Annotated in this window: 17 protein-coding genes, 1 pseudogene and 1 riboswitch; of the genes and pseudogenes, 6 read left to right on the top strand and 12 right to left on the bottom strand. The window is 37.6% G+C overall.

The window, feature by feature from the left end:
* Positions 1 to 728 precede the first annotated feature (728 nt).
* The 3 genes from ACFINH_RS07350 to ACFINH_RS07340 are packed head-to-tail and all read right to left on the bottom strand — an operon-like array spanning position 729 to position 3504.
* The gene (locus ACFINH_RS07350) at positions 729 to 1700 is read right to left on the bottom strand and encodes a WD40 repeat domain-containing protein (protein WP_375632529.1); all 972 of its coding nucleotides are present in this window, start codon (positions 1698 to 1700) and stop codon (positions 729 to 731) included.
* A gap of 10 nt (positions 1701 to 1710) precedes the next feature.
* Positions 1711 to 2739, bottom strand: coding sequence for a CobW family GTP-binding protein (locus tag ACFINH_RS07345; RefSeq protein ID WP_375632528.1), 1029 nt, complete (start codon positions 2737 to 2739; stop codon positions 1711 to 1713).
* Positions 2740 to 2760: 21 nt separating this feature from the next.
* A complete protein-coding gene (locus ACFINH_RS07340; protein ID WP_375612284.1) occupies positions 2761 to 3504 on the bottom strand; it encodes a creatininase family protein in 744 nt (247 codons plus the stop codon).
* Between the two features lie 2302 nt (positions 3505 to 5806).
* Between ACFINH_RS07340 and ACFINH_RS07335 the strand changes: the two genes are divergently transcribed.
* Positions 5807 to 6163: a hypothetical protein gene (locus ACFINH_RS07335; RefSeq protein ID WP_375612285.1), complete on the top strand. Its 357-nt coding sequence runs from the start codon at positions 5807 to 5809 to the stop codon at positions 6161 to 6163.
* An 809-nt stretch (positions 6164 to 6972) separates the two neighbouring features.
* Here ACFINH_RS07335 and ACFINH_RS07330 read toward each other — a convergent pair.
* Positions 6973 to 8307, bottom strand: a complete 1335-nt coding sequence (locus ACFINH_RS07330) for an NAD(P)H-dependent oxidoreductase (protein ID WP_375632527.1) — start codon at positions 8305 to 8307, stop codon at positions 6973 to 6975.
* Between the two features lie 163 nt (positions 8308 to 8470).
* Between ACFINH_RS07330 and ACFINH_RS07325 the strand changes: the two genes are divergently transcribed.
* Entirely contained in the window at positions 8471 to 8950 is a 480-nt protein-coding gene (locus ACFINH_RS07325; RefSeq protein ID WP_375612287.1) for a MaoC family dehydratase, read from the top strand.
* 190 nt (positions 8951 to 9140) lie between these two features.
* Here the strand turns inward: ACFINH_RS07325 and ACFINH_RS07320 are convergent.
* The 4 genes and pseudogenes from ACFINH_RS07320 to ACFINH_RS07305 all read right to left on the bottom strand — a co-directional run.
* Positions 9141 to 9317 (bottom strand): annotated as a pseudogene (locus ACFINH_RS07320) (integrase); the annotation flags it as partial.
* Between the two features lie 573 nt (positions 9318 to 9890).
* The gene (locus tag ACFINH_RS07315; protein ID WP_375609233.1) at positions 9891 to 10550 is read right to left on the bottom strand and encodes a methionine ABC transporter permease; all 660 of its coding nucleotides are present in this window, start codon (positions 10548 to 10550) and stop codon (positions 9891 to 9893) included.
* Positions 10543 to 11577 (bottom strand): methionine ABC transporter ATP-binding protein, encoded by a 1035-nt coding sequence (locus ACFINH_RS07310; RefSeq protein ID WP_375613642.1) that lies wholly within the window; start codon positions 11575 to 11577, stop codon positions 10543 to 10545. The genes ACFINH_RS07315 and ACFINH_RS07310 overlap by 8 nt, the downstream gene beginning before the upstream one ends.
* A 48-nt stretch (positions 11578 to 11625) precedes the next feature.
* Complete coding sequence (locus tag ACFINH_RS07305; RefSeq protein ID WP_375632526.1) at positions 11626 to 12444, bottom strand: MetQ/NlpA family ABC transporter substrate-binding protein; 819 nt, start codon at positions 12442 to 12444, stop codon at positions 11626 to 11628.
* 504 nt (positions 12445 to 12948) lie between these two features.
* On the opposite strand from ACFINH_RS07305, the gene ACFINH_RS07300 reads away from it, so the two are divergent.
* Positions 12949 to 13587 carry an SH3 domain-containing protein gene (locus ACFINH_RS07300; RefSeq protein ID WP_375613640.1) on the top strand — a complete coding sequence of 213 codons (639 nt, stop codon included), beginning with the start codon at positions 12949 to 12951 and terminating at the stop codon, positions 13585 to 13587.
* A 284-nt stretch (positions 13588 to 13871) separates the two neighbouring features.
* Here ACFINH_RS07300 and ACFINH_RS07295 read toward each other — a convergent pair whose 3' ends face one another.
* From ACFINH_RS07295 to ACFINH_RS07280, 4 genes are all read right to left on the bottom strand, one after another.
* The gene (locus ACFINH_RS07295) at positions 13872 to 14903 is read right to left on the bottom strand and encodes an aspartate-semialdehyde dehydrogenase (protein WP_375613639.1); all 1032 of its coding nucleotides are present in this window, start codon (positions 14901 to 14903) and stop codon (positions 13872 to 13874) included.
* Positions 14904 to 16170: 1267 nt separating this feature from the next.
* Positions 16171 to 16482 (bottom strand): helix-turn-helix domain-containing protein, encoded by a 312-nt coding sequence (locus tag ACFINH_RS07290; protein ID WP_375632525.1) that lies wholly within the window; start codon positions 16480 to 16482, stop codon positions 16171 to 16173.
* A 989-nt stretch (positions 16483 to 17471) separates the two neighbouring features.
* Positions 17472 to 17678 carry a Trm112 family protein gene (locus ACFINH_RS07285; RefSeq protein ID WP_273791466.1) on the bottom strand — a complete coding sequence of 69 codons (207 nt, stop codon included), beginning with the start codon at positions 17676 to 17678 and terminating at the stop codon, positions 17472 to 17474.
* 13 nt (positions 17679 to 17691) lie between these two features.
* Positions 17692 to 18354: an LON peptidase substrate-binding domain-containing protein gene (locus ACFINH_RS07280; RefSeq protein ID WP_375610818.1), complete on the bottom strand. Its 663-nt coding sequence runs from the start codon at positions 18352 to 18354 to the stop codon at positions 17692 to 17694.
* A 446-nt stretch (positions 18355 to 18800) separates the two neighbouring features.
* Positions 18801 to 18898, top strand: a riboswitch (glycine riboswitch).
* A gap of 136 nt (positions 18899 to 19034) precedes the next feature.
* On the opposite strand from ACFINH_RS07280, the gene gcvT reads away from it, so the two are divergent.
* Genes gcvT through gcvP form a run of 3 tightly spaced genes read left to right on the top strand, consistent with a single transcriptional unit; the run spans position 19035 to position 23323 of the window.
* A complete protein-coding gene (gene gcvT, locus ACFINH_RS07275) occupies positions 19035 to 20147 on the top strand; it encodes a glycine cleavage system aminomethyltransferase GcvT (protein ID WP_375613638.1) in 1113 nt (370 codons plus the stop codon).
* Between the two features lie 6 nt (positions 20148 to 20153).
* Positions 20154 to 20522, top strand: coding sequence for a glycine cleavage system protein GcvH (gene gcvH, locus ACFINH_RS07270; protein WP_375612294.1), 369 nt, complete (start codon positions 20154 to 20156; stop codon positions 20520 to 20522).
* Positions 20523 to 20527: 5 nt separating this feature from the next.
* The gene (gene gcvP / locus ACFINH_RS07265) at positions 20528 to 23323 is read left to right on the top strand and encodes an aminomethyl-transferring glycine dehydrogenase (RefSeq protein ID WP_375632531.1); all 2796 of its coding nucleotides are present in this window, start codon (positions 20528 to 20530) and stop codon (positions 23321 to 23323) included.
* The last annotated feature ends 1354 nt before the right edge of the window (positions 23324 to 24677 follow it).

Genomic DNA, 24677 nt, shown 5'->3' with positions numbered 1-24677 from the left:
TGCGTGGTCATATCCACTAAACCAGCATGAAATAAGGCATTTGGCAAAAGAAGATAAGTTGGAACCTGTGGAACAACCGCTCTAATTTGGAGATTAGACGAGGCCAAAGGGTCAGAAGACCCAGAAGGCTTTGGTTTAACATGGGAAAGAAGCAGAAGGAACAGAATCCGGAGATGAAGGTGATACCGGAACAGAGGGCGGTAATAGAAGTTCCATGAAATGATTATTAGATAGAATTTTCTAGGCAAGAAACTAAAGTGTGGAAGGCTGCTCGTAGGAAACTTTGCTCTTTAGAGGGGGAAATCAAAAAATTTTTTATTTAGGAAAATAGTGTTGAATTCCCTTCTTCTGATCGTAAGAATAAATTGTTGTTTCAATGATGATATCAGCTATTTTTTGCCGAATTTTTAAGAAAAATGCTTTTGTGGAAGTATGTAGCCTATATAGATGTTTATAAGGAGATGGGGGGGCGGTCTTGAGGGTGATGTTTTTATTCTTGTATGGGGGTAGCAATGTTAAAAGGTCAAAAAACATGTTTAAGGTATTTTCTTGTCTAAAGGGGGAGAAAAGGAAGAGGGAAGATTTAATGATTACGAAGATTTTAGGAGATTTTGGGGGGAGATTAGGGAGATAGAATTTCTGAGAGCTCTGGAGATGCAAGGGGATAAGATTTCTGGAGTATTGTGTGGGCATTTTTTATCGGCGATGATTGCGTTTGTTGGTGTAATTTAATCAGTGATATTGATTATACCACATTCACCATTTTCGCTACCGAAGGAGAGGTTTTGCCCTGCTTGATCCCAGTTAAGTGCTGAGATAGCACTTTTCCCATAACCTTTTAGAAGGACTTCTTTTCCATCATGGAATTGTGCCGCTAAAATCATTCCATCATTGAAGCCTATTGCTACAATTTCTTTGTTTGGGTGGCATGAAACGGTGCTAACAAGCGCATTTGCTCGTGTGCCTAGTTCTAGAGGTGTTTTTCCCATGGGGCCATCTTTTGTATGAAAGGGCCAAACAATTGCGGCAGAGGCACCTGATGTTGCTAGCCATTTTCCTTTTGCGCTCCAAGACCAGCTTTTGACTTTGCTTGGGTAGCCACTCATCCGTAAATGTTGATTATCAGTGAGACGCCAACCGTGTAAGGCGTTTTCTTGCATGGTGGAAATGACATAGCTGTTGTCTGGTGAAAAGGTGACACCACAATGAGCTCCTTTCCATACCAATGTGGTGGGAGATATTTGCGTTGATAACCAATGAAGAGTCACACCATTGTAATGGGCAACGGCAAGTCGCAAACCTTTTGGGGCAAAAGCAAGGCCTTCTACACTGCGTTCATGTGTGAGCTCTTGTCGTTCTTTTCCAATATGCGCAAATGCGAGGCGTGAGGAGGAAAAAGCAAAAGCTTTTTGTGGACCAAAAGCAACGTTGTTTATCCATTTGCGTTCTTTTTGGCTTAACACTTCCGTGTGATCTGCTGCGGTTGTTTGACAGACTTTTCCATCTTCTCCACCGGTGATGATCGCGGTATTGTCATGGGAAAAATGGCTTGAAATTATTCCTTGGTGAACTTCAACGATTTGTGGGGTTGGATTAAAAAAAACAATGAAACCTTCTACGGAAACAAAGGCTGGTTTATTGCCTATAAAACCGCAGGAAAGGCAGTAACTTTTGAGATCATAATGGGTAATGTTTGGCATTATCACTCACTTATGCGCAATTTTCAAAACCAGTTTTTAATTTTTCAGCATCAAGAGAGCGTCCTATAAAGACAAGGCGGCTTTCTCGTTTTTCATCTTCACGCCATGGGCGTTGATGTTGTCCTTCAAGAAGCATATGTATCCCTTGAATGACGTAACGATCATCGTCTCCTTGAAAGGCGATAATGCCTTTAAGACGCAAGATATCAGGTCCTTGTTGCTGTGTAACCTGCTGGATCCAAGGGAAAAACTTTTCTGGTTGCAGAGCATCTGTTTTTAAACTTACAGAAGTGATGGTAATATCATGAATGGTGGATGCGTGATGATGGTCATGATGACAATCGGGACCGCACACATGGTTGGCATGTTGGTGTGTATGTTCGTGATCGAGAAAATGAGGTTCATGATCGAGAGTCTGTTGGAGATCAAAAAAACCACGATTAAGGAGTGTCTCAAGAGGGATATTGGTGCGCTGTGTTGTATAGAGTATAGCGCGAGGATTAATGGCCAGAATAAGGGATTCAGCATGGCTGCGTTCTTGTTGGGTGACAAGATCAATCTTATTTAAAAGAATAATATCCGCGAAAGCAATTTGGTCTTCAGCTTCACGACTTGTTTTTAATTGAGAGGGAAAATGCTTTGCATCAACGACTGCTATGACACTGTCGAGAGCTGTTTTTTCATGGATAGTATCATCCATGAAAAAGGTCTGTGCTACGGGAACGGGATCAGCAAGCCCTGTCGTTTCTATAATGATCGCATCAAATCGATGAGAACGTTGCATCAGACTTTCTAGAATGCGAATGAGATCACCACGTACGGTGCAGCAAACACAGCCATTATTCATTTCATAAATTTCTTCGTCTGATTCAATGATCAGGTCATTATCAATACCAATTTCACCAAATTCATTGACAATGACGGCATAACGTTTGCCATGATTTTCACTGAGAATGCGGTTGAGAAGGGTGGTTTTTCCAGCACCAAGATAGCCTGTGAGAACCGTAACGGGAAGTTTTTTGGGGTGTATCGTTTCCATGGAGAGACCTTTTATTGTTCTTTATTGCCATGTGTTTATGTTAAATCGATTGATATCATCAAGTAAATCACGAAGCTGAGACAGAACATGAGAAAAGATTGCTTCACCGGCTTGTGGTGTTGCTTTGCTTGCATTTCCTGCCGCACCTTGCGTATTTAGATCTTTCATTGTCCAACCAAAGGCATGAGGACCATAAGCACGTAAATACCGATAATTGGCAATCATATCCGCTTGTTTATTATGAAAATTTTCTGCCTTTTCCATATGGACTTTTTCTGGTGCTAAATAGAGCATGAGAGAGGTTTCGATAAAGCCTCCATGGATATCAAGATGTTGTTGAGATGGCTCCATGAGACCTTGTGGTAAACCAAAACGGCTCCAGCTTGTTGCTACAGCGAGCATCGAAAGGCGCCTTCGTAATTCGGTGATAACGATGCTCATTAAAGGTGAATTTCCTCCGTGAGCATTGAGAAGAAGAAGACGGTTGATCCCTTTGTGATAACAGTTTTCACCAATCTTTATCCATCGCTTAATCGCATCAGAAAAGGTAAGGGTTTGCGTGCCTGTAACATCCATATGTTCTATAGAATAGCCAATCTTTTCAACCGGTAAAAGTGCGATATGAAACTGCTCTTTTGTTTGTAAAGTGAGGGCTTTTGCAAAAGCTTCAGCAATAATCCAGTCGGTTTCGAAAGGAAGGTGCTCTCCGTGATATTCATGTGCACCCAAAGGTAAAAGAGCGAGAAAAGGTGGGTTAGATACCATAAATTAATGCCCAAAAGAGAAGTCAAAAGAGACAAAGTGATCGAAGGTGCTGTCACTATTTAATCTATCTATAAGAGAAACGCAAATAGGCGTCTTTTTACATCACATATGGATGCATAAAAATGAGAGCTTTGTTAAAAATAGAGAAGCTTTTATTGAGCAAAGCCAACGCAACTTTTCTGTAATATGAGGCAATATTTCTCAAGATAATTATCTTTTGTAAGTATTTCTGATTCATATTCTCATTTTTAATAAGTAAATATTCATACATATTAAATACTTATACATCAAATAATGAAAAATATTTTTCATTATTTATTGAAAATGTAATTTTTCCTGTAAGTTACATATTCTTCTTTTATTATGGAGCGATGATAATCAAAGTATTTCTATTATTGCGATAGTACAGACTTTAGTTGCAATCAGGTGTTCTAAATTCTTAATTCAAGTATCTGTATATTACAAAAGAATAGAAATGTTTGTTGATTGATTTTATTTTGGATAGTGTCTTAACAGATTTTAGTGTTCATGAGAAAAAATAAATATAAAGGGAAGAATTCACGTAAGATGAATTTGTAATCTCATAGAGCAGTTTATAAGATGATTCAGTAAGAAACACCGTTGGATACAAGAAACACCATTGGATACATGATAAACAGAACGCCATTGTGTTGCACATTGACGCTTTTGTTTTAAAGAAACATTTAGTACACCAAAGCCCATTTCACGACGCAGCTTGTGAATGGTATAAGGGTAAAGCCTTATAATATAAAATCTATTGTGTTCCACCATATTTACACTTTTAAAGTAAAAAGGGACACCATCATTCACTTTGCCAGTTTTCAATACTGTGTTAACAGCGCTTGATAGTTATGATACCTCATAAGTGATATTTTCCTTTCTTCAAGTGTGTTTACACACACACCGATCTCGTTTGTGATTTGCAAGTGAAGAATTTTGATTGATTCAATATAAACAGAGTTAAAATATAAGAGAGTTTTATAATCGTCAGCTTTCTCATTCAACAGGCAAAACAATAAATTATTATTATAGATTAATATTTTGCGATTAAAGTGATCGATTGATGAATTTATCATTCAATATCAGTTTTCATGGCGTTATTTTTTCAATGTGCTTACTTAAGTTGGTATTTTAAAAATGCAATTTTTTAGTAAGTTTCTCTATTCCTTTTCTTTCAAGAATTTGATTAATTCTTTATTATTTATTTTGCACAAATTGAAGACAGTTATGTGAATATTGCTAAAAATTTCGTTCAAAGAGAATTATTTGTTACTAATATAGAGTAAATATAATTACTTAAAATATAAATATGGTTGTGATCTACAATATTGACGAAAAATATGGAATAACTTTTATGAAAATTAAGAAAGAAAGTTTTTTCAGTATTTTGGGGATCATCTCATTTTTCATGACTCTCTTTTTATCTGGTTTTAGGTAGTTTGTTGGTGTTCTAGTATTGCTTATAATTTTTTTGTAAATCTGATAGATTTACTTATTTTATGCGTTTGTTTTATTAGGTTTGAAAGTCAATATTTTGTGTTCTTTATGCTGTATAGGATAAAGGGGGCTGAATTACCTTTTTTAAGATGCTATGCAGTATTTTTTCTTTTTATATATCAGTAAAAGTTGAGAATCATTTTATTAACGTCTCTTCCATTTGAAGATAGAGATCTTAATTGTTTTTTTACACTTTATACCTGTTTTATAGAAAAATAGTACACTATTTAAAGTTGTTTTATTAGGATAGATTTGTTTTAGATCAAGTTTTTATTTGATACCAATTTTATTTTTCAATATTACTGATGAGTGATATAATAAAAATCCATTAAGTGCTATTTCATTTTTATATTTATTGAAATAATAGACAATAATATATCATTATACTGGCATTTTTAAATTTTATAGTTCTTTAAAATTAATTACATTTTAAATTATTTATAAAAGCTCTATTATATAATTTTTTAAATGAATTTGTTTCGTAATATTTCTTATAATAAGAAATTTAATAAATTATTATTATTTTTAATTATAGCAATAAAAATGACAAAATATTACTGTTGGTATCTTGAGTTATTATGGCGTAAAAGGAATAAATTATTTTTATCATTTATTGTTTTTTATATTTACATGTAATACACAATGTGTTATATTATAATAACAAAATTACATATAATATTTTATTATGTGCAATTATATAAATGATTAAATATAATTTTTGGTTTTTATATATGTGAATATTCTTTCATTTTTTCAGTGAAGAAAAAGAGGAGCAAAGAAAGCTATGTTTAAAATATTTAAAAATCGTGTATGTTCATTTACTTTTACACTATTTATTCTTTTTTTTATACAAACTATAGAGGGAAATGCAAGTTTTGTAAAAAATAAAGTTCAAGAGAGAATGGCAATTACTATTCCTACACTAGAAAAAAATGTAGCTATTAAAGCTGTGGATAGAGTTGTTATTCAAGGCGTTGAGGAACAAGATGTTATTGCGTTAGGGAAACCTGAAAAAGCTGCTGCCTTTTCAGGTTCAGCCTTTTGGGGGGGAATAAGTATTTTATCACTTCTTGCTTCTTTATGTATTGGGGATGTATTAGGTACTGTTGTAACTCTTTTTGCAATATTTAGTACACTTTAGTAGGAAGCTCATCGACAGAGTCGAGGATTTTTTTGTTCACTTCATTATTTTTAAAAAATAAATATTTTATTATTTATACTATACTAGATAATAAAATCACTACTCTTAATACTAAATGTAGCTTTTATTAAATTATTAAAGTTCAAGATCCTACATTTATGTTGTTTTTTACAAATTAGCGTAACCTGATTTTTTTTTACAGTTTATGATTATTTTCTAGTAATAAGGCTAGTATACTTACTATCTTTATCAGTCTTTTAATATTGTCTACCTTTTCTCATATGAAGATTATTCATCAAAGGTATATTTTATCCTTTTTAAATTTTTTTATCTTTCATAAGGGGATAAAATAAAAAATATCCCTATATCCATGGCTCTCATGCAATAAGAAAAATGAGAAATTATTATTTATCATTTTAAATTTGTTTATGTTAAATCCATCAGAAGTATTTTTTACGTATAACAAGTTGCGTTCGTGTATGGATAAAATTATTAAAAAAAAGACTAAAAATTCTTCTCATTAATTATCTCTAAGGTTCAAGGACTGTTGTAGTATTGGAAAATAAATGATGGTGCTGGTTTGTATCTTCATAGAGTAAAGATAGTGATACACAATGAATCTTATGTCATCTCATGGAGTGGTTTATATTGTCGCATTTACGGGACATATTGTGAGAGGGAAGTGGTGATGTGCATCGTTGGAAAATGCTTTTATTAAAACATAAACCTGTATTTGCGATAGAAGTGTATTCTGGGTTATTCTGTTGCCTAAGGGAAGGATACTGTTAAGTAAGGTAATTCAGGAGTATTTATAGCTTAGTGGAAGAAGGGCAATGAAGTAAAAGGTCTTGTTTAGCACGAAGACGTGCAATCCATTGATCTTCACGAATAGCAGTATTATGTACTGTAATGAGTTCGTTTTTTTTAATTGCAGCTGTTACTGTTGCTTTTTCTAAAAGACCACAAGGAATGGCGTGGTGAGCGCGTGCTTCTGAAATGTTCATTATCCAAGCACGATAAGTATAAAGACCGATAAAGTCTAGCTGATCACCTGGATGTAAATCTTTTTTAGCAACAGCACAGACTTCTACTACGGGATGGCTAAGAGGGACCATATCTTTTTTGCCATAAAGCATAATACGTGCGCAGGTGAGGGGAACTTCCATTGCTGTTAAATGATAGGGGCGATGAAAGGTGAAGTAAGGTCCCTGGCCAATTTTTAAATCTTCCATACGTTCGCGTAAACGCGGGTGTGCTATTTCGGCAATGACAAAGACACCAGGTGAAACACCTGGACCTATTGAATAATCTACAACACCATATTGTTGTAAAATGCCCCCATCTTGTTTTGGAATAAGCACTTTGTTTAAATCTTGTAGCGCTGCTCGTGGTCCATGCATTCCTGGACAATCGGGGAGAAGGCCGGTGGCATTGGCAATGGCTGCCATTTCAACCATCGTTTTGGAACCATCAATAAATTCAACCAACATGCGCACATTCATATTACGCCGGAATGCTTCTTCTTCGTAAGCGTCAGGTGTAGCATCAAAGCGCAGAGGATTATTTTTTCCTTTACCCGCTGCAACAATCTTATGTCCAAGGGCTGAAACAAATTCTATGAGTTCCATACAAGAAGTAGGTTCATCGCCGGCACCAAGTGTATAAATGAGCCCTCGTTTTTCTGCTTCATGTTTGAGATAAGCGCCAATTGTAACATCTGCTTCAACATTCATCATGACAAGATGTTTGTTATTCTCAAGCGCTTTGATACCAATCTCTGCTCCTGCTTCGGGATAGCCTGTTGCATCAACGATAATATCAATTTGTTCATGGCGCAAAACAAGGTTAATATCATCTGTTGCTGCAATTAAATTTTTTTCAATGCTTTGGGTGAGAGCATAAGTATTTTCAACTTCACAGACATGTCCACCTTCGCCATAGGCTAGTGTAGCGGCATCAAAAATACGTGACGGTGTCCTCGTGGCTACAGCAGCGACTGTTATACCATCCATATGCGCAATACTTGATAATAAATCTGTGCCCATTTCACCACAACCAATCAGTCCAATACGGATGGGGGGGTGCTTTTCTGCACGTTGTTTCAAATCATGCGCTAAACCTGTTAGGTTCACATTGCTTGCCATTCTTTTTTCCTATTTGAAAACTATTCTGCTAAAGAACTTTTCTCATTCATAAGGTGCATTTGTTTTTAAGACAATTAATCTTTTATTCTTGATGCTCTAATCAATGGATTTTATAAAAGCAAGAGGGGTGGTTTCTTTTATCAAATAAAATAGGAATAGCGTTATGCAGCAAAAAATAACAGTACAAGATGTCACCAGTTTTATTGGGAAAGAAGTGGGATTATCGGAGTGGCGTCTTGTTACACAGGATATGATTAATCAGTTTGCATGTGCTACAGATGATCATCAATGGATACACGTTGATGAGGAAAAGGCTAAAAAGACACCTTTTGGCGGCACGATTGCTCATGGTTTTTTAACATTATCGCTTTTGTCTACGCTCGCTTATGAAGCTCTTCCAGAGTTGGAAGGGAGCACAATGGGGATTAATTATGGTTTCGATAAAGTACGCTTCATGAGTCCTGTGAAAACAGGGGTACGGATACGTGCGCGTTTTGTGTTAGACGACGCAGAAATTCGTCCTTCTGGTCGAGTGGTTTTCCATTATGGGGTTACGGTGGAAATTGAAAAGTTAAAAAAACCAGCTCTTACAGCTCAATGGCTTATTGTTGCTGTTGTGGAAGAAAAACCTTCCAATATCTAGATTGCCTTCCAATATCTAGATTATTTGAGTGCTTTATTTTATAAAATTTTTATACAATTCTATTAGAAGTTTCTTCAATGATGATATTGAGAATAATCTATAGGATAATAGATATGGTGGAGCTATCATAGCGTTGATAGCCATAGCAGGTTGCTATCTTTCCTAGATCGTTTTGAAGAGGAGTTTCCTAATGAAGATAGTGCATTGCTTCACGCTTTTGTTTATAGCGTTCTTTAATGGGATCATACCCATCACGTAAAACAGAACTCTTCAAATGGAATATACTTGCGTTGCCAATTCACGGGCTTATTTTAAAGCAACATCTCTCAACGTTTGTCACGCCCATTTCGCAATGGCGCCTGTGAATAGTATAACGATAAAGCCATTGAGCACCCCTATCTTTATGCTTGTGAAGAAGAAAGCTGGCACCATCATATTATATGCTAGCCGCCAATGTTAAGACAGGTCTTGGCGCTTGAGATAATTCATAAGAGGCATGCCTTCCTTTCTTGTATGTTTTTACTCACACGGCTCTTCCTGCTTGTAACGTGCAAGCGAGAGGTTTTGGTTGATTCTATATGGAACAAATTGGGAATGAGAGGATCTTACGGTATTCAGAGTTCTCGTTCAATATGAATAACGCCATATTATCATTATAAATTCAATGTGTTATCTACGGTTTGGAGAGGTTGTGGTCAATGTCTTAATTTAAAGAGAGTCTCACATACTGTGAGATCTCTTATTTTATCCCCTTTTATATTCTTTTATATTAAAGCCATTAAAACTATTTTCTTTCATGTTACAAACGGATGGGGAGAGATAAAAACTGTTTAAGAAAAAAGTTTCTAATCTCTTATGAGTGTTTTCGATAGGCAAGGGTTGGTGCACTTGGAAAGTGGCAAAGGGGATGATGGTATTGGCATGTGAAATTCTAAGTCTTTTAATGTTTTGTTTTATCAAGTTTTTGTACGATTTTATCAGAAGTCCATTGGGTTGTAATATTAAGCACGATCAAAAGGATGATGACGATGGTCATGATGAAGGTATTGTAGCGTTGGTAGCCATAGCGGATTGCCATATCCCCTAAACCGCCTCCACCAAGATATCCAGCAAGTGAGGTGGCTCCTATAAGAGAAATGACCATGACTGTAAAACCTGTAATCAGGCTAGGGAGAGCTTCAGGAATAAGGACATGTCTGATAATTTGAAGACGACTTGCCCCCATAGAGCGGATCGCTTCAATGAGACCGTTTTCAACGGTTTTAAAAGAGAGTTCCGCCATGCGTGCATAAAAAGGGATAGCTGAAATGGTCAGTATAAAAATTACAGCAGGCATTCCTATCCCTCTTCCTACAACGATACGTGTAACGGGAAGAAGATAAAATGCAAGAATAATAAAGGGAATGGCACGAATACTGTCAATGATCATGCTTAAAGGGCGATTGATGAGAGATGAGGAAAAAATCCCCCCGCGTGCTGTTGTGTGAAGAAGAAGACCAAGGGGAAGCCCTATAATAAATGCCATAACAGAAGCACTAAGTGTCATCAATATTGTATCAATAACAGCTTGGGGAAGTTCATGAGACAGAACATTAAACATAGCCTAAGACCTCACAATATCGTCCTTTTTTCGTTAACCATTGAACAGCTTTTTCTAAAGCTTCTTTATCTTCTCCAGGAAGAGCCAAGAAGAGTCTCCCGATGGTTTCATCTTGAACTGTATCAATGCCACCATGCAAAATACGTGCTTTTAAACCACTCTCATTTTCTAGAAGATGAAGAAAAGGCTGCTGGGCAATTTCACCGGCAATATTAATTTCAATGACAGCTTCTCGTCCGATTGGTTTGAGATTTTTCGCAAATTTTTCAGGAAGTTGCGGGGTTACAAGCTTGAGCATGGCTATGGTTGTATCGTCTTGCGGTGATGTAAAGATGTCTTTCACACGTCCTTCTTCTACAATGTTCCCCTGATTAAGAACAACAACGCGATGCGCTATGGTGCGCACAACTTCCATTTCATGGGTGATGAGCACAATCGTGAGATTGAGGTGTTTATTAATATCAGCAAGGAGCTCTAGAATAGATTGTGTTGTTTCAGGGTCAAGAGCAGAAGTGGCTTCATCTGATAACAATATTTTAGGATTAGCAGCGAGCGCACGAGCAATGCCAACGCGTTGTTTTTGTCCCCCAGACAATTGTGCCGGATAGCAATATTCTTTCCCAGATAACCCAACCAATTCAATCAGTTCAAGGGCACGTTTGTGGCGTTGTTTCTTACTTACACCACTTAATTTAAGTGGCAATGCAATGTTATCAAGAATATTCTGCGATGAGAGAAGATTGAAATGTTGAAAAATCATCCCAATTCGTTGACGGTAAGGCGCCCATTCTATCTCTGATAGATTAGAAATATCAACATCTTCAAAAAAAATGGACCCTGCATCAATCTTCTCTAACCCATTTAAACAGCGAATAAGTGTTGATTTTCCTGCTCCACTGCGCCCAATAATGCCAAGGATTTCACCAGCATGGATATTTAAAGAGAGATTATTAATCACCGGAACACCAGCCGTTTTGTTAAAACAACGGCTGATGTTTTTTAAGGAGATAAGAGTAGGTTTTTCCATTCACAATTACTCGGATATTTGGCACAGTTATTCAGATATTTGGCACAATTACCAAGATGTTTGGGCGGTATTGCCAAAAATCTCTTTGATTTTTGCACGGATAAGATCGTTATTGTAAGCGGCAACTAATTTTTTAACCCATGGTTCATCTTTTTCGCTCGTGCGTACAACGATGATATTATCATAAGGATTATTTTTTGCGCTCTCCCATGCGACTACATCTTTTTCGAAGTTTAATCCGGAAACAATAGCCCAGTTTGTGTTTATAATTGCAAGGTCAAAATCGTCAATAGCTCGTCCTAACATACCGGCATCGAGCTCACGAATTTGCAGGTTTTTAGGATTTTCGATAATATCAAGTGGAGATGCAAGAATATTATGAGGATCTTTTAACTTAATGAGACCTAAAGAGTTAAGAAGAAGTAAGGCTCTTCCACCATTAGATGGGTCGTTCGGAATACCAACATGTGCACCATCACGAAGATCTTTTAAGTCTTTTATTTTGTGTGAGTAAACACCGATTGGAGCAATAAATGTATAGCCGACAATTGAAAGTTTATAGCCACGTTGTTTCATTTGTTCATTAAGATAAGGGGCGTGCTGAAAAGCATTCGCATCGATCTCTCCTGCGTTAACAGCATCATTAGGCAAAGCGTAATCAGAAAAATAAACGAGTTCAATATCTAAACCGGCTTTTTTAGCCTGTTCAGCAGCTGTTTTCCAAATAATCGCATCCCGCCCTTCCATAATACCAAGTTTGATTTTTGTTTTGTCTGCGGCCATGGAAAAAGCAGTAGACAAAAAAAGTGCAAAGAGAGAGAGGAATAATCCTATAATCCGACTACGAGAAAAAATTTTTAATGTCATATGCTTTTAACTTTCTTTTTCGAGAAATTTTTTGAGGGAAGTTTCAATATACTCTGTATTTTTTTAGGCAGATTTAAAGTTATACAAGCTTTAGAGAATATTCAATCACTTTTATTTTTAAAAGAGTATTATTTTTCCTTCTATTTTAGTTGTTTTGGGGGCTGATCATCATTTGTTCATAGAAATTCTCTGAAATTCAAATAATTAATTCTTTTATTGCAATCATTTGTTGAGGGAACCAATGCCCCTTTAAAAACTTCTGTAAGGGACAATTGGTTGAAGAACCGGACAATCAGATGATGCTTTAGCCGTAAATTCATGAAGAACATACTGCGCAATCAAGATCAAAAGGCCGTGTTCGTGTAGGCGATAAAGAGAAATTTTGTTGCAATGTTGTGGGTTTTTGGGGGGAATAAAGGTTGCTGATCATTGGATTTAAACGCGGCAAATTTTTGCAACGGCGAATTTTTGCCCTTCATACGTTTTAAGAGAGGAAGAAAAATAATGTTAAGAAAGAAATTTTTATCAACAATGATGACTTTATGGGCTTTAGGAGCGTCAGGGGTGGCTGTGACTGCTTTTCACGCACAAGCTGGAACCATTACAGGAACAGTTGCTCGTGTTGCATCAGGTCAGGTATCTTTACGCACAGGCCCTGCGACAGCTTATAAAGTTATCGCAATGGTTCCAATGGGAGCAAAAGTGCAAATTTATGGCTGCCTATCCAATAAAACTTGGTGTTCTCTTGGTTATCATGGAAAAGTTGGTTGGGCATCTGCACGTTACGTCAATGTTAACGGTGTTCCTACCATTGCTTTTAAAAAGATGCCAGCAAAATCAAAATCCATGGTAAAATCGCCAAAAGAAAAAGTAAAACAGGCTGTTTCCGACTTTAAAGCTCTTCCGGCGATTCAAAAAACACGGAAAAATATGCAAAAACTATACAGAACAGATATGATTATCGATTCTACAGGTGTTAAAAAAAGGGATGAACGAACAATTTTAAATCCGTCGCAAAAAGCACAAGGCGTTTCTGTAAAGCACGTGAGTGCTTATAATCCCTCCTTTCCTGATAATGTCAATTACAAAAATTTTGAACGTAATGAAACGCGTTACCGTGTCGTGACCTATCCTGCTCGATAAGGGTAAAGTTAATTTTACAACCGGAATGACAAAAAGGATCAGCAGCATGAAGCAAACAATGCTTATGCTGCTGATCCTATTGTACCGTAAAATGTCATTAAGGCGGCAATGCTTAACTTAAGGTGGCGAGGCATTCAAGGATATTCCGAGTCAAATTTGACAATACCTTGGATTACAGTTCTTTAGGATGGTGATATGAACCTTAAGCTGGGGAAGGTTATACTGAAGAGAAGCCGGACTTTTGACAGACCGGCTAGGGGTTCTTTGTCCTTTCGGACAGGGCGTTAATTTGCGGACTTAGGCTTTATCAAATTACGAGAAATGAGCAATTCAGCAATTTGAACGGCATTCAATGCTGCTCCTTTTCTTAAATTATCGGCGACAACCCAGAAAGCTAAACCATTTTCAACGGTGATATCTTCACGAACACGGCTAATAAAGGTATCATCTTCTCCGGTACCTTCATAAGGTGTGGTATAACCACCATCTTCGTGTTTATCGATAAGCTGACAGCCTGGTGCATCGCGGAGGAGCGCTTGTGCTTCAGATGCGCTTAGTGGTTTTTCAAATTCAACATGGACGGCTTCGGCATGACCGATAAAGACAGGGACCCGAACAGCAGTGGCTGTTAATTTAATTTTCGGATCGAGAATTTTCTTCGTCTCAACCGTCATTTTCCATTCTTCTTTTGTATAACCATCTTCCATGAAAACATCGATATGAGGAATGACATTAAAGGCAATGCGTTTAGTGAATTTTTTTGATGTAATTGGGTCTGCAACAAAAACTGCACGTGATTGTTCGAAAAGTTCGTCCATTCCTTCTTTACCAGCTCCAGAAACAGACTGATATGTAGAGACAACAACACGTTTAATGATTGCAGCATCATGGAGAGGTTTTAAAGCTAAGACCAGTTGAATTGTTGAACAATTAGGATTTGCTATAATATTACGCTTAGAAAAGGCATTTATAGCTTCGCCATTGACTTCAGGGACTATCAACGGAACATTGGCATCATAGCGCCACGTGGAGGAATTATCGATGACGACACAGCCGGCAGCAGCAATTTTAGGGGCGTATTCTTTGGAAATGCTCCCTCCCGCAGACATAAGACAAAAATCTGTGTCAGAAAAATCGTAAGTATCCAGTGCTTTTACTTTTAAAGTTTTATCTCCATAAGAAACTTCTTGTCCTAATGAGCGTCGTGATGCTAGAGGGACAATTTCATGCGCAGGAAAACCACGTTCTTCTAAAATTGTAAGCATTTCACGACCAACATTTCCGGTTGCGCCGACAATTGCAACTTTATAACTCATTTTCTATATACTCCTCATGTCTCTCCACGTTTATTCCCCGTGCTATACTCAGGAGAGAGTGAGTTAGTCAAGGAACATCATTAAATTATATTTTTGATTTTCAACAACTCAATTTTGTGCACACCAATCATCATCGTTAGCACAATAAATTGTTTTATTTCAAATGATACGTCTCTTTTAATCTTTCAGAATTGAAAAAATTGAATATTTTACGCTAAGCTATTATCTCTTTAGAAAACACTTTAATTAAGTGAATTCCTTATCTTCTGTCAATTGTTTACCTTCTCACTTTGTGAATTTTTTAAGGATGGTATTACGTATCGCATTCGTGGAATCTTTTAATACTTTATCTGTTAATTGTTGAATTATTTAATTTTCTCCCTATGCGCTCTAAAAGCGAAGCCTCCTATTACAGTCTGTAAACAGCTAGATTCTAGCGGCTTCCCATTTTTCACTTAAACTAAAGGCTTAACAAGCAGGCCTAAAAATATTTAAAAAGATATTGGGCATCTAAAAAACATTTGAATGTTTCAAGGAGGTATGCGTGCTTCATATCCTCATACCTTAAATGATAGAATTTATGGCACAACAGGATAAACTTAAGTATCCATATATAGATAAATTCTTATGAAAGTTATACATATAGTTTTTCGTGTCTATTTTTAATTTATATTTCTTATTTTTACTTTAATCCTGTTATGCTATAAAATATCATTATTTGGAGTATGATGGTATAAGATCTTTAAGCTTTCTCGATATATTTAAGTGTTTTTTAGTGTGTGGGAATATTCTTAGGCTTGTTTGGCAAGTCTTTTTTAAGTGACTTATATGAGTGGAAAGTCAGCCGTTGAACACTCCCATATTTACGTTTAATAAAAGAGCAAGTTAGCACCATCATCCATTTTTTCAGCACACAATGTCGTTACAGCTCTTGGTATGTGAGACGATTCAATAAGAGGTATGCCTTTTTGTACATTTTTACTTACACGCCAACTTTGCTTGTGTTGTGCAAACAAGAGATTTTGATTGATTCAATATAGAACACGTTTGAAATGAAAGAATTTTACGATATTCGAAACACTTATTCAATATCAATAACGTTAGATTATCATTATAAATCAACGTGCTATTTCTAAGTTAAACTCGTTAGAATTCGGATTATTTACAAATCAGATTAGATTAAGCATTTTCATTCTCATGCAGTGTGGGGAGACAGTCACAATTCTTGTCAATATTATTAAGGACTTTGATTATCCTTGCAATGAATTTATGAAAATAAGGGGTTATTTTTTTCATCAGAAATCAACTGCAAAATTGCTCTTTGTTTTTTGCGGGTCAGTATTCTGAAATTTTTCAAAAGTAAATATTCTGCTTTGCTTGCTATTCTGTCATCACAATGATAGAGGTTCTCTTCTTTTTTTGCGCTATCAGCATAAAAGAAGGAAACGGGAACATCTAATATATGAGCAATTTCCTGTAAACGTCTTGCACTTACGCGATTTAAGCCTTTTTCATACTTTTGGATTTGTTGGAATGTTACGCCTAAATGACTTCCTAATTGTTTTTGAGAAAACCCCATGACGTTTCTTCTGAAGCGAATTTTTTGCCTAAAGAAATATCGTAAAAATGTAGATTTTTGGCTTTCACTTGATGTCCCCACCGGTTGCGAGCGCCCTCGCATTAGTATTCCGGGGTCTGGAAGTGCTGAAACCGAGTCAGCTCCTTGCTTTTAGTGCTGAAAGCACTTGGACATAACAAGAGCCCCCGGAAATTCCGGGATATCCGCAAAAGCGGGCTAATCTTTATGCTCGGTTTCGGGCTTCCAGGCCCTATTGATCGTCGCGTATACGACCAAAAACACAAGCCTTCTTCATAAGGCAATTACTTTCAATCGTCAATTGAAATTACAACAGTGTTTCTTGTTTGTTTTTTCAAGTTTTCATGTAATCAATACGTATATTATACATAAAAATATTGCTTGAGATACTTTAGATACTTTTAAAAATTGTAAAGCGAAATTAAAGGGTGATGGTAAGGTAATGGGGTGATTTTCTCCTTTACGATTTTATGTTTTTTCCCCCAAATTAGGTTGCTTCTCCGTTTCAAAGATTACGCAAACAGATAAATACTCTTGTCCCGATATGGTATACATAAGATGATATAACTTGTCGTTTTTATTCATCTTAAATCGAGGTATCTCAAATATGTTGTTCGTAAATAGTATAAATTAAAGTCCATGAAATATAACAATCTTTATGTTTAATATAATAAATTTCATTTACCTGAGTTGGTTCAAAATGTTATTATAATTCTTGCTTTTAAGAAGTTCATAAGAGCCATTTTTATTCAGATGCTTGTGTGGTGCAAGCGAATGGTTTTGATTGCTTCAGTATGAACAGGCTGGAATGAGAGAATCTGATGATATTTTTGGCTTTTGTTACAAGGTGTAAAGCGATATAAATATCTTTATTGTAAAATTCTTTTTTCAGAAATCGTAAATATTGAGATATCATATTGATAGAGACTTGATAACAGTGGGCTTGTAGAGGAAAATTGCATGAGGGTTTTTTATTTTTTATGCGTTATTTCTTCATTGTTTTGCAAAGGGCGCGCTTCTGAGGCAAGCATAATGGGAACGCCATCACGAATAGGGTAGGCAAGTTTGGCTTTGAGAGAAATGAGCTCTTGTGTTTTTCGGTTGAAAGAGAGAGTACCTTTCGTCATTGGGCAGACGAGCAATTCGAGCATTTTTGGATCTGTGGTCATTTTTTTCATGTTTGGACATTCATTAGTTTAAGCGGTAATCTGTTCCTGTTTGTTTCATGAGCGAGCGTTCTGTTAATGCAAGAAGAGTTTGGGCACGGCTTTCAATATCTGGAGCTTCAAGGAGAGCTTGTTTTTCTGCTGGTGTAAAGGGGATAAGAGCTGAAAAAGCATTAACCAATATAGGTGTAGGGGCTTCTATGATGCTGCTCCAATTATATTCCATTTCATGTATGGTTAGATATTTTTCTACAACGTCGAGTAAGTTCTCTCGGTTAATGCTTTCTTCAATATCAAATTCTTGCAAGTCTTTTATGTTTGATTGGATGAGAGCTGTTCGATAGGATTTTGTGTTTTTCAATTCTTGTTCTAAAGTGAAGCGGCAAACACCTTGTAAGATAATGAACAGTTGTCCGTTTCCTGTTTCACTGTAGTTTGTAATACGCCCTATACAGCCTGTTTTATAAAGTTGTGTAGAGAAGCGATCTGTATCCGATGAAAGTGGTTGAATAATGCCCAATAGACGATCAGTTACCATAACATTTTCAATCATTTCAAGTGATTCTGGTTCAAAAATATTGAGTGATAAAAAACCACCGGGTAGTAAGAGTGCACCTTCTAAAGGAAAAAGAGCAATTTGCTTTGGAAGATCATTTTCGCAATTGTAAGAGATATTACCAGCTTTCATGAGTATTTTGTCACCTTTGTTCGGTAGTTTTAGTCTGTAAATAGTCGCTATTTATGACACTATTGAGAAAGCAGAAAACCTACTTCTTGTGCATTAAAATCATACTTATAAAATATTTGAAGTCCTTATTCTCAAAAAGAATATGAAACCCTATTTTTAAGGTTGAACTGCGCGCGAAAGAGTATTGCTTTGCGATCTTTTTAGTGTGTGACGTTTTGCATGATTTTCAAGAGGTGTTTTTGTTTATAGCTTTTGATTTTTGTCTTAAATTTCCTAAAATGTGTTGCTTGCAATTTTTGTAAGGTTCAAAAGGACACTATTATAAATCTTTTGAAGGAGCTTATGCAAGTTTTAAAATGAGAACATTTTCATCACTTTACTAATGACAGTGTGATGAAGATAGGCTATAGGTTTAAATATGCTGGAAAGAGCGTTATCGTTTCTTTCATTCTTTTGCGGGAGAGTGCAAATTGCAAATTTTCGCATTGCCGCCGAAGGGGAAATAGCCCATAATCTCTCAGGCTTTAAGGACCGTAAAAGGAAGAAGGCAGATCTGGAAAGTCGGGAGAACCCGCGCCGAAGGTGTAAGCGAAAAATCTTTTCGCGAGTCTCTCAGGTTGATGACAGAGGGGGCAGAGACGACCATATTCTATGGGCGTTAGCGCAGCTTTGGAGTTATTATGGGCACAGCACAAGAAACATCTTTTTTAAAAACACTTCCTTTATATGATTTGCATGAAAAAGCAGGAGCAAAATTTGGTGCTTTTGCGGGTTGGAACATGCCTTTAACTTATCCTCTTGGCGTTTTAAAAGAGCATCTTCATACGCGTGCACATGCAGGACTTTTTGATATTTCTCATATGAAATTGATTGCGGTTGAAGGGGCACAAGCTGTGGAATTTTTGTCCTATGCTTTTCCCATTGATGCAGCAGCTTTAAAGATTGGGCATTCACGGTATAATTATTTGCTTAATGAGCAGGCTGGTATTCTTGATGATCTTATTATTACCCGTTTGGAAGAGGGTCGTTTTATGTTGGTCGCCAATGCTGGGAATGCACAGGCTGATTTTTTAGAATTGGAAAAGCGTGCGGTTGATTTTGAATGTCAAGTGATTGCCCTTGAAAGGGTATTGCTTGCGCTTCAAGGTCCTGAAGCGGCCGCTGTTCTTGCTGATGCCGATTTACCAGGGAATGAATTGTTCTTTATGCAAGGATTTGAACCACAACAGGATTGGTTTATAACGCGTTCTGGTTATACGGGAGAGGATGGTTTTGAAATTGCTTTGCCTATAGGGCATGCGCATATGTTGGCTGAAAAATTGCTGAGTGATTCTCGTGTTGAGTGGATTGGACTTGCCGCACGCGATAGCTTGCGGTTGGAAGCGGGGCTGTGTTTGCATGGAAATGATATTACCCCTGATACGACACCTATTGATGCGGCTCTAATATGGGCTGTTCCTAAAAGTGTTCGAGAAAAAGCACAATTTTATGGTGCGAAGGCTTTTCTTGAAGCACTGCAAAAAGGACCGGCTCGTTGTCGTGTTGGATTAAAACCGCAAACGCGTCAACCTATTCGTGCCGGTGCGGTGCTTCTTGATGATCAAGGTAATGAGATTGGCATTGTAACATCAGGTGGTTTTGGTCCTTCTTTTGATGGTCCTGTCGCGATGGGTTACGTTCCTGTTGATTTTAAAGTTGAAGGGACACAAGTCTTTACAGAACTGCGAGGCAAAAAGATTGTATTATCAGTTCATTCTCTTCCCTTTGTTGAACAACGTTATTTTAAAGGATGATTTTTTATGTCTAAAACTTATTTTACACATGACCATGAATGGCTTAGCGTTGAAGGGCAGGTGGTGACTGTTGGGGTTACGCATTATGCGCAAGAGCAATTAGGGGATTTGGTTTTTGTTGATTTACCACAAAGTGGAACAAAACTTTCCAAAGGAGAGGCGGCGGCTGTTGTGGAATCAGTGAAGGCGGCTTCAGATGTTTATGCTCCTCTTGATGGTGAAGTGGTCGAAATAAATGAAGCCTTGGCTGATAATCCTGAACTGGTAAACCAGAAACCCGAAACAGAAGGCTGGTTATGGAAAATGACATTGCAGGATGAGACACAACTGGAGGGGTTGTTAGATAAAGATGCTTATAAGGCTTTGATTGGATGAGTACCATGATCGAGCGTTCTTTTTCTTCTCGACATATTGGGCTGCGTCCTGATGAAACACAAAAAATGCTTGATGTTTTAGAGCTTGATTGTGTTGAGACACTTATTTCTCAAGCTGTTCCACACTCTATCCATTTGGGACGTTCACTGAATCTTCCAGAGGCTGCTAGTGAAGGACAAGCCTTGGAAGAACTCTCCAAGATGATGGAGCGTAACCATGTGCACAAAAGTTTTATTGGGCAAGGATATCATGGAACTTATGTGCCTCCGGTTATTTTACGAAATCTGTTTGAAAATCCTGCTTGGTATACTGCTTATACGCCTTATCAAGCAGAAATTAGCCAAGGTCGTTTAGAGCTTTTATTTTATTTTCAGACATTGGTTAGTGAACTAACAGGTTTGCCTGTTTCTGCTGCTTCCCTTCTTGATGAAGCAACTGCTTTAGCTGAAGCCAATGCCCTTGCTGTTCGCTTTTTCCGTGAGAAAAAAACAAAAATTTCTCTTCAGAGTCTTTTACATCCTCAGACTTTGAGTGTTGCGCAAACGCGTGCTGAAACACAAGGGATTCAGATTAGCCAAAATGGCGAAATTGATCCTGATACAGCGGCAATTGTTTTGTCTTGGCCAGATACAAAAGGCTCTTTTCATGATTACAGTGAGATCATAAAAGAGGCAAAGGAAAAGGGAGCTTTAGTTATCGTTGTAGCTGATCCTTTAGCGCTTACTCTTCAGGAGCCACCTGCTCAATGGGGGGCAGATATCGTTGTTGGCACTATGCAGCGTTATGGCGTTCCGATGGGATTTGGTGGTCCACATGCTGGTTACCTTGCCGTGAGTGATGCGTTAACGCGTCTTATTCCAGGGCGTATTGTTGGTCAATCCGTGGATACCAAAGGACGCGTTGGTTTTCGTTTAGCTTTGCAAACACGTGAACAACATATTCGGCGCGATAAAGCGACGTCAAATATTTGTACAGCGCAGGCTTTGTTGGCTAATATGGCAACCGCTTATGCTGTTTGGCATGGGCCAAAAGGCTTACAAGAAATTGCGCAGCGAATTCATCATTTAACATGTCGTTTTGTTGCTGGTTTAGAAGCAGCAGGGGTTCATGTTGAAGGGAAAAGCTTTTTTGATTGTGTGAGTATTTCTGTTAAGGGAAAAGCGCGAGAAATTGCGCATCAAGCCAAAATAGGTGGGCGCCTTATTCGTGTTCTCAATGATGACACTATTGCAATCAATTTTGATGAATTATCGACAGAAGAAGATGCTGGTGCTTTAGCGCAGCTTTTGGGGGCACAACTCGTTGATAAGGTTTCTCCACGACTCTTTGGAAAAAAACGGGATGCTGCTTTTCTTTCTCAGCCTTTTTTTCATGCGGTTCATTCAGAGACAGATATGATGCGCTTTTTGCGTCGTTTAGCGGATAAGGATTTGGCGCTGGATCGCGCTATGATCCCTCTTGGTTCTTGTACAATGAAGCTTAATGCAGCTGCTGAATTGATGCCTGTGAGCTGGGCGAGCATGGCCAATATACACCCCTTTGTTTCACAAGAGGATGCAGCGGGTTATTTGGAGATGATCAACCAGTTAAATGCGTGGTTGTGTGAAATTACAGGATTTGCGCAAGTTTCTTTTCAGCCAAATTCTGGTGCTCAAGGGGAATATGCTGGGCTTTTGGCTATCCGACGATATTACCAATCACGAGGAGAACATCAACGTACAGTTTGTCTTATTCCTGCATCTGCGCATGGTACCAATCCAGCTTCGGCCCATATGGCAGGGATGGAAGTCGTTGTGGTAAAATGTTTAAGCGATGGTGATGTTGATGTAGACGATCTCAAGATGAAAGCGCAATTGCATAAAGATAAATTGGCTGCTCTTATGATTACTTATCCTTCAACCCATGGTGTTTACGAGGAAAGCATTAAGGAAATTTGTTCTATTATTCATGAAAATGGCGGACAAGTTTATTTTGATGGTGCTAATCTCAATGCCCTTGTGGGGCTTGCTCGTCCTGCGGATATTGGCGCTGATGTTTGTCATATGAATCTTCATAAAACATTTGCTATTCCTCATGGTGGTGGTGGTCCTGGTATGGGACCAATTGGAGTTTCTGCGCATCTCAAACCATTCGTACCAGGTCATGAACAGGATGGGACAACGCATGCGGTTTCGGCTGCTCCTTATGGAAGTGCGTCTATTCTTGCGATTACATGGATGTATATTCGAATGATGGGGGCTGATGGCTTAAAATATGCAACACAAATAGCCATTTTAAATGCCAATTATATTGCTGCACGTCTTTCAGCCGCTTATTCCATTCTTTATCGGGGCAAGCATGGACGTGTTGCGCACGAATGTATTGTGGATACACGCGTGTTGAAAGAGCAGTATGGGGTGAGTGTTGATGATATTGCAAAACGTCTCATTGATTATGGATTTCATGCGCCCACGATGTCGTTTCCGGTTCCGGGAACTTTGATGATTGAGCCAACGGAATCAGAACCAAAAGCAGAGATTGATCGTTTTTGTGATGCTTTACTCTCTATTGCTGAAGAAGCGAAAAAAGTTGGGAATGGGGTTTGGCCAAAAGACAATAATCCATTGGTGAATGCCCCTCATACAGTGGCGGATACTTTAGATGATGCTTGGGTACGACCCTATTCGCGACAAGAAGCTGCTTTTCCCAACAGTTCTCTTGATCCAGCCAATAAATATTGGCCTCCTGTATCGCGTATTGATAATGTTGCGGGAGACAGAATGCTCATTTGTTCGTGCCCGCCATTGGGAAATACCTATTAAATAACAAATATGTATTTAATTTGTTTATTTGCATAAACAAAAAAAGCCCACACATTTTGTGTGGGTTTGTACTTGTTGATCATGTTACTATGGAATTATTTGTCTATTTTCTAGAATTTTGCATTGTTTTTTATAACATGAGCAAAATCGAAAAAGTCGACAAAAAGCTGTGTTTTGTCGGCAATAGGCATGCTCTCCTTTGTCTTCTACCGTATGACATGGTTTTAGTGACTAGTCGGCATCGGTTTAGCCAGCTAATTCATGTAAACGAGAGTGAAAACCTATGAGGATAGGGTCCCGTCTGTTGCATGTGTTGTGACATACTACTTCTCACTAAGGTGACGACGACTGGTTGTAGAAGAATAAAATCAATTTTAGTGTTTTTGATGATAAAGACACGCGAAACTCTGTTGTTGTATCTTTTCGAGTCAAGAATTGTCTAAATATTTCTCTTTAATCTGCTTTTTATAAATATGACGCAAAAATATGTAAGAACACCTGTCAGAATGAGCAAACGCAAAGCCAAATGTATTATGGTTGTTTTTTACAAGGTATCTTATAAAAAGCCGGCACATCTTTCCACTTCATTACAAGTCAGTTTGTGACTTTACGGCGCTGTTTTCCTAAGAGCCCGTGTTCTTTCACTGTTACCTGTAAATCAACATCCAAACTTAACGCAGCGACATGTTTTGAGTCAGAGATTGAGAAAAAAAGAGCTTTATGAGAGTTCCAGCTTTTGTCTGTCTGATGAGGGCGGGGGATTGTGTATTTCTGTTGACGTAACCTTTGAAACTGGAAGACAATCTCATTTTGGAAAATGTAAAGCTGTAAAGGTGAAAATCAATCCTCAGTTTGTCATCTCCTCTTAATTCAGCTTTGCGGCTTTCAAAAGCATTTAAAGCAATGTTTTTTAAATAATGGGGATTACATATTGCTCCATACTTTTATTTATTGTGTTCTTTAGTGGGGGAATGATCCTCATGTAAAACAGAACGCTCCAAAAAGAATATATTTGGGTTGTTAATTCACATGTTTGTTTTAAAGAGATATTTCGCTCCTAATCCCATTTCGCGACGGCGCTTGTGAATGGTGTAAGGGTAAATCGATTGATCCCCCAATCTTTACGCTTCATAACGGAGTAAGCCGGCACTATCATACACTTTGCCAGCGCCTAATGTTATAGCTCTTGGCACTATGGTTCATAAGAGGAATTATTCTTTTCTTAAATCATTTTTATCTACACATAGTCCAGCTTGTGGTATGCAAGCGAATGATTTTAATTGGGAAATTAATTTTAAAAACTTTGTAGTAGATTCTTTTTTGTCAATTTATGGGGAAAGGCTAAGTTTTTGTA

This window comes from Bartonella sp. AA74HLJMH (genome assembly GCF_042197045.1).
Lineage (GTDB): Bacteria > Pseudomonadota > Alphaproteobacteria > Rhizobiales > Rhizobiaceae > Bartonella.
The sequence above is the reverse complement of the archived record's forward strand: the minus strand, read 5'-3'. Positions and strand labels throughout refer to the sequence as shown.